Genomic DNA, 6,948 nt, shown 5'->3' on the forward strand with positions numbered 1-6,948 from the left:
ATGAAACAGCGGGTGCTCATCGCCAAATCCCTGGCGTGCCAGCCCAACTTGCTCGTCGCCGACGAGCCGACGACGGCGCTGGACAAAACCACCGAGGCGCAGCTCCTGGACCTCATCGAGGAGATGGGCGAGGAGTACGGGCTCTCGGTGCTCATCATCACCCACGACCTTCGCGTCATCTCGCGACTCTGTGACCGGGTCGTCGTGATGTACGCCGGCCAGACCGTGGAGATGGGGCCAACCCGCGAGGTGATCAAGAACCCCACCCATCCCTACACCCAGGGGCTCATCAACGCGATCCCCAGACTTGGTGGGCAGAGCGACCTCGAGTCCATCCAGGGAACTGTCCAGGATCTCGTCAATCCCAACGAAGGCTGTCGGTTCGTCGACCGCTGCCCGCTCGCGACGGATGGCTGTCGCGACGAGGTGCCGCCGCTGGAGGAGAAAACCGACGACCAGTACGCGGCCTGCTTCGAGGTATGAGATGAGCGGCGATCCCCTCCTCCAGATCCGCGGGCTGAAGAAACATTTCCCCATTCGACAGGGGCTGCTGAAACGACAGGTCAACAGCGTGAAAGCGGTCGACGGCGTCGACCTCGACGTCCACCGCGGCGAGGCCGTCGGACTCGTTGGCGAGTCTGGTTGCGGGAAGACAACGCTGGGGAAGACGCTGCTTCGGCTCATCGAACCCACCGATGGCGAGATCCGCTTCGACGGCGAGAACGTTGCCTCGGCTGAAGACGCCCGGCTCCAGCAGCTTCGCAAGCAGGTGCAGATGGTGTATCAGGACCCCGATACCAGCCTGAACCCTCGGCGGACGGTGCGGAAGACGCTGATCGAGCCGCTGCGGATCCACGACGAGATGGAGAACGCCGACGAACGGGTCAACCGGATGCTGAACCGGATGGATCTGGATCCGGACACCTACCGGTCGCGCTTCCCGCACGAGCTCTCTGGCGGACAACGCCAACGCGTGGGCCTCGGGCGCGCGCTCATGCTCGAACCCGAATTCCTCGTGCTCGACGAGCCAACGAGCGCGCTCGACGTGAGCGTCCAGGCGCGCATCCTCAAACTGTTCCAGGAACTCCAGGAGGAGATGGGGCTGACGCTGCTGTTCATCAGCCACGACCTCTCGGTGGTGAACTACCTCTGTGACCGGACCGCAGTGATGTATCTGGGCGAAATCGTCGAACAGGGGGCGACTGACGAGGTGTTCGAGGCGCCCCAGCATCCCTACACGGAGGCGCTGTTCTCCGCGCTCCACCCAGTCGATCCCGACGAGGAACGGAATCGGGTGGAGCTTACCGGCGAACCCCCCTCACCCATCGACCCACCCACTGGCTGCTCGTTCAACCCCCGCTGCCACCGGCAGGAGGAGGTCGGCTCCCGCTGTCTGAACGAGGTGCCGGCCCTGGTCGACCGGGAGTACCAGGGCGGAACCAGGGAGATGGCCTGTCACCTCTACGAACCGGCCACGGACGTCGAAGAGGACGGTCAGACCGCTACTGGAGTCGGCGACGACTGAGAGTGATTACTGCGAGTCTGTCCCGCCGTGACCATCCGTGTCGGTGAGGGGAGCCCCTGACCCGGCGGCGTTCGACACCGTCGATGCAACCATTCGCAGTAATCACTGTGAGGCAGCAGGCGGACGTGGCAAGATCCGCCGCCACGTCTCAGAACTCCTCGGCGACGCTGCCGGCCGTGGCGAACCGCGTGCCCTCCATCGCCGCGACGTCCTCGATAAACGTCTCCAGGCGCGTGAGAAACGGAATGCGGCCGGCACACTGGGGGTGGAGCAACAGCGTGTAGACGCCGCCATCGACGTGCTCGTGCATCCACTGGAACTCCGCGGACCAGCGGTCGAACACCGCCTCCTCCGTCGAGTACGCCACCCATTCCGGGCCGGAGACGACCGGAAACAGCTGCATCCAGTCGTCGCGGTGCCAGAGATACGGGATTTCGACGATATCCGTCGGCTCGCCCCGCTCGTAGGGCTCGTACACAGGCGCCTGCTCGCCTGCGCGGAGTTTGTACGGCTCGAAATCGTGCGCCGTGTCGCTGGAGTCCCACTCGAAGCCGAACTCCTCCAGAAGCCGTTTGGTCCGCTTCGAGAACCCCCCATCGGGCGTGCGGAACCCGTCCGGCTTCTCGCCGGTCAGGTCGTAGATGGCGTCGATACCACGGGCGATATCCCGACGTTCGGCCGCTTCGCTCTCGAAACTCGGAAGCGACCGATGGCTCCAGCCGTGGTGGCCGATTTCGTGCCCTGCGTCGGCGACGTCGCCAGCGACCTCGGGGAAGCTCTCGATCGTGTGGCCAGGGACGAACCACGTCGAGGGAAGGTCGTGGCGGTCGTGAAGGTCGAGCAGCCGTGGCGCTGCGACGTCAGCGCCGTAGACGCCCCAGGACGCAAAGCCGGGCATCCCGTTGGCGGTCCAGGCGGAGACCGCGTCGAAATCGTAGGTCAGACAGACCGTTGAGTCCATACCCACCGTGGGTCGGCCCGCTATATCGCTCGTCGGACCTCCCACGGGTGTTACTTATTCCCGTATATTTATTTGTCTGGACGTTCCGTTGTATAAGAGTATGTCCAAAGACAACGATACACATGGCCCATCAAAATCCCGCCGCTGGTTCCTCCAGTCCGTCGGCGTCGGCTCGTCAGTCGCGATAGCGGGGTGTACCGGGGTTCAGTCAGGCGGCGAGGCTGAAACCGATGCAACGTTCATCGCGGCGAAGAACCAGCCGCTAACACATCTCGACCCGCAGGCCATCAACGACGGAACGATGATACAGCTCGACCTGGTGTACGACCAGCTGCTGGACTACAAACACCAGGACCCGACGGAGGTGCGTCCAGCGCTGGCGACGGATTACGAGTCACAGAACGGCGGGGAGGAGTGGGTGCTCACGCTCCGAGAGGGGGTCGAGTTCAGCGACGGGACGTCGTTCGACGCCTACGCCGCCAAGCGCTCGCTGGAGCGAGCCAAGGCGCTGCAGGCCGGGCAGTCCAAGCCGTACGACTGGATCGACACCGTCGAGGAGACGGGTGATTACGAGATCACCATCCACTGTAACGGCGCATTCGGGCCGGCCCCCGCGGCACTGACGTTCGTCACCGCGAGCATCATGAATCCGACCGTCCTCGACGAGCACAAAGACGAGGAGAACCTCGGTCACGAGTACTTCAAGCAGAACGTCCACGGGACCGGCGCCTTCGAGTTCGAAAGCTGGGACAAGGGCAACGAGTTCGTCGCCACCAGGAAGACCGACGACTGGCGGGCCAACGGAGACGACCTGCCCGAGCACCTCGGCATCCCGGAGAACGCGAACGTCGGGGAGTACCAGAACCGCATCGTCCGGGAACAGCTGACCCAGAAACAGAAGGTTACGCAGGGTGATATCGATGTTTCGCGGGACCTGACGTGGACCAACATCGAGAGTGCTATCGAGAACGACGGGGTGGAGCTCTACGACGGACCGCCCGACCTCTACAACAAGTACGTCTTCATGATGTGCCAGCGCGAGCCGACCTCCGAGGTCAACTTCCGGAAGGCGCTGGCTTACGCCGCCGACTACGAGAGCATCGCGAAGGAACTGGTCAACACCGGTATCCCCTGGGGGACGCCGTGGGCGGAGGGTATCTGGCCCCGAGTCACTGAGGGTCAGTACAGCCGTGATCTGGAGAAGGCGCGCTCGTTCCTCGAGAAATCGAACTACGACGGCCGGGAGCTGAAGTTCCGCTCCATCAAGGGTTCGGAGAACGACAAGGTGGGTGAGGCGCTGGTCGCCAACTTCGACGAAGTCGGCATCACCGTCGACCACGAGGACATCCCGTGGTCGAACCTCTACGAGCAGCTGACCGACGCCGAATCGATGCCGGACCTGCTCATGTACAACGGCTGGCCGGACTACGCCGACCCGAACGGGCCGGCGATCCGGTACTGGGGCGACTACTGGCCGCCGGACGGCTGGAACACGGCCTACTACCAGAACGACGAGTACGACGAGATGTTCGAGAAAGCCCGGAGCAGCGGCGACCGGGCGGAGCGCGAAGAGCTCTACAAGCAGATGCAGGAGATCCTCCTCGACGAGGTGCCCATCATCTGGCTGTTCCAGAACAAGTACGTCCGGGCGTACAACGCCGACGTGGAGGACCTCCGCTACACTCCGGGCGAGTTCAACTACCTGCCTGCCCACCAGATCCACAAGGAGAACTAACGCGGCCAGATGGAGTTCAAAACCTATCTCGTTCGTCGGCTGACAGCGATGGCGGTGACGTTCTGGGGGATCCTCACCCTCGTCTTCCTCCTCTCGCGGGTGGTGCCGGGCAACCCCGCGGCGGTCATCGCCGGCGCGAAGGCGACCGAGGAACAGGTCCAGCGCATCCGGGCGGAGTACGGGCTGAACGACCCGCTCCACGAGCAGTACATCGATTTTCTCACCGACCTACTGCTCCACCAGCGCATCGGCCAGTCCGTCGCTACCCAGCGACCGGTCTCGGTCGAGCTCGCTCAGCGCTTCCCGGCGACGTTCGAACTGACGACGACTGCGGTGGTGATCGCCGTCAGCATCGGCATCCCGCTCGGCATCGCCTCGGCGGTGTACAAGGACGAGGCGATCGACCATGGCTCCCGCTTCGTCGCCATCAGCGGCGTCTCGGTTCCGCAGTTCTGGATGGCGATCCTGGCACAGCTGTTCTTCTACTCCTATCTCGGCCTGCTTCCCTCCGGCGGGCGCTATCCCGACAACCTCGCAAAGCCGGTCGAGACCACGGGGCTCTACCTCATCGACACGCTGCTCGCGGGCTATCCCGTCGGCTTCTTCGCGACGTTGGAGCATCTGGCATTGCCAGCAATCGTGCTTTCGCTGGGGACGCTCGCCCAGACCACCCGGATCATGCGCTCGTCGATGATCGAGACGCTCAACACCGACTACATCGAGTGGTCCCGCGCCCACGGCTTCCGGGGTCGGATCGTCCTGCTGCGCCATGCGCTGCGCAACGCCGTGATGCCGACGATCACGGCAGTGGGTCTCTCGTACGGCCTGCTGCTCGGGGGCTCGGTGGTCGTGGAGATCGTCTTCAACATTCGGGGGTTGGGGCTGTTCCTCTACAACGCCGTCATCACCTCGGACTTCAACGGCATCCTCGGCGTCACCGTGGTCTTCGCGCTTGGCTACCTCATCGTGAACTTCCTCGTCGACGTCACCCACACCTACGTCGACCCCGAAATCGAGGTGGGTGAGTGATGGCGGCCGAATCCGAATCCGTCTTCGAGCGCCACCGCGGCGTCATCGAGGCGGTGTCCGAGGCGGTGTACATCCTCGGGAAGAACCGACTCACGGTTGTCGGTATCGGGATGGTGCTGCTCATCGTGTTGCTGGGTCTGCTCGCACCCGTTATCGCGCCGTACCCGGGCCACACGCAGTCGGTGACCAACTTCGAGCAGTCCCTCCAGCCGCCGTCCTCCGAGCATCTGTTCGGCACTGACCGGTTGGGTCGTGATATCTTCTCCCGTGTCCTGTTCGGCGCGCGTATCTCGGTGAAAATCGCGGTTTCGGTCGTCGGCGCGGCGCTGGCCATCGGCATCCCGCTGGGTCTCGCAGCGGGCTACATCGGGGGCCGGGTAGAGATGCTGATCATGCGCGTGACGGACGTGTTCGTCTCCGTGCCGCGGCTCATTCTCCCGGTCGCGATCGCGGGCGCGCTCGGCCCCAGCCTGCGGAACGTGATGATCGCGCTCGTCATCACCTGGTGGCCGTGGTACGTGCGACTGCTGCGCTCGGAGGTGAAGGAGGTGAAATCCGAGGAGTACGTCGAGGCCGTGGAGGGCCTCGGCGCGAAGAAGCTCCGGGTGATGTTCGTCCACCTGCTGCCCAACAGCCTCACCAGCCTGCTGGTCCAGGCGACGATGGACATGGGCTGGGTGATTCTTGTGGCGGCCTCGCTCTCGTTCATCGGGATCGGGGCATCGCCGCCAACACCGGAGTGGGGCCTGATGGTCGCCCGTGGCCGGGAGTTCATGCCCACCTACTGGTGGTACTCCGTCTTCCCGGGACTGTTCATCTTCATCACCGTCATGGGGTTCAACCTTATCGGTGACGGGCTCCGAGACATTCTGGATCCGCGGAGCCGGATGGAGTAAAGAGTAGATGGAAGGACAGTATTTCGCTGTGAGACGCAGCTGACGCAGCCGGTTGCTCAGTGCAGTTGTAAACGACTCAATCGAGTTCGAGATGACGGGCACACTCGAGCCATTCTTCGAGCGGGGGGTATCCATTGAATCGAACGGTACCACATCGGGGTTCGTGGTCAAGAACTCCCGCGGCAGCTAACCTGGGCAGATGGCGATGGACTAAACTCGTCCGAACTGCTTGCCGCGATGGTAACTCGTCGGCCCCGGTGTCAGCGGCCTCGTATTTCCGGACGGCTTCCACGAGCTCCTCGAGAGACAGAACCGACTCCTCCTCGTTGTACAGATAGTACAGCAGGTACCGGCGTCGCGCAGCCTGAAGGACACTGAACACGATATCGAGTTGCTCAGTACTCTGTGAATTACGGGCCGCCAACGCACCCTTGCTTTCGCCATTTTTACGATTGGACATAATGTCTGACGCCTGAGAGACTGATTACCGCGTGGATATGTAACAGTTTTGGAAGATATTATAGATTATATATCAAATAAATAATATAAGTTACCTTCGCCATCGGTCATGCGTCTCGTCCCGCTAAAAAGAGACCGCAAAACCACAATATCGAATGAGCGACAAGAAGCTGCTGACAGACTGGCACGTAGAGTAGCACGGCGTAGCGACCCGTACCAGTCCTATCCACTCCGAGAGGACGGTACTGAAGCACCGGACTGAGGACACACCCCAGCAAACCGATGGACTGATACTGATTACTGCGAGTCTGTCCCGCCGTGACCATCCGTGTCGGTGATGGGA

General features: G+C 62.8%; 6 protein-coding genes. 5 read left to right on the forward strand and 1 reads right to left on the reverse strand.

Annotated features, from left to right (window positions below; all coding sequences use genetic code 11):
* The coding region (locus tag V5A38_RS14105; protein ID WP_332326403.1) for an oligopeptide/dipeptide ABC transporter ATP-binding protein at positions 1 to 483 on the forward strand (483 nt) is incomplete at its 5' end.
* 1 nt (position 484) lies between these two features.
* A complete protein-coding gene (locus tag V5A38_RS14110) occupies positions 485 to 1,525 on the forward strand; it encodes an oligopeptide/dipeptide ABC transporter ATP-binding protein (protein ID WP_332326404.1) in 1,041 nt (346 codons plus the stop codon).
* Between the two features lie 148 nt (positions 1,526 to 1,673).
* Here the strand turns inward: V5A38_RS14110 and V5A38_RS14115 are convergent, their stop codons facing one another.
* Positions 1,674 to 2,486, reverse strand: coding sequence for a polysaccharide deacetylase family protein (locus V5A38_RS14115; protein WP_332326405.1), 813 nt, complete (start codon positions 2,484 to 2,486; stop codon positions 1,674 to 1,676).
* 100 nt (positions 2,487 to 2,586) lie between these two features.
* Between V5A38_RS14115 and V5A38_RS14120 the strand changes: the two genes are divergently transcribed.
* Genes V5A38_RS14120 through V5A38_RS14130 form a run of 3 tightly spaced genes read left to right on the forward strand, consistent with a single transcriptional unit; the run spans position 2,587 to position 6,146 of the window.
* Positions 2,587 to 4,221: an ABC transporter substrate-binding protein gene (locus tag V5A38_RS14120; protein ID WP_332326406.1), complete on the forward strand. Its 1,635-nt coding sequence runs from the start codon at positions 2,587 to 2,589 to the stop codon at positions 4,219 to 4,221.
* Positions 4,222 to 4,230: 9 nt separating this feature from the next.
* Positions 4,231 to 5,250 carry an ABC transporter permease gene (locus tag V5A38_RS14125; protein ID WP_332326407.1) on the forward strand — a complete coding sequence of 340 codons (1,020 nt, stop codon included), beginning with the start codon at positions 4,231 to 4,233 and terminating at the stop codon, positions 5,248 to 5,250.
* Positions 5,250 to 6,146, forward strand: coding sequence for an ABC transporter permease (locus V5A38_RS14130; RefSeq protein WP_332326408.1), 897 nt, complete (start codon positions 5,250 to 5,252; stop codon positions 6,144 to 6,146). The genes V5A38_RS14125 and V5A38_RS14130 overlap by 1 nt, the downstream gene beginning before the upstream one ends.
* The last annotated feature ends 802 nt before the right edge of the window (positions 6,147 to 6,948 follow it).

This window comes from Halolamina sp. (assembly GCF_036626355.1).
Taxonomy (GTDB): domain Archaea; phylum Halobacteriota; class Halobacteria; order Halobacteriales; family Haloferacaceae; genus Halolamina.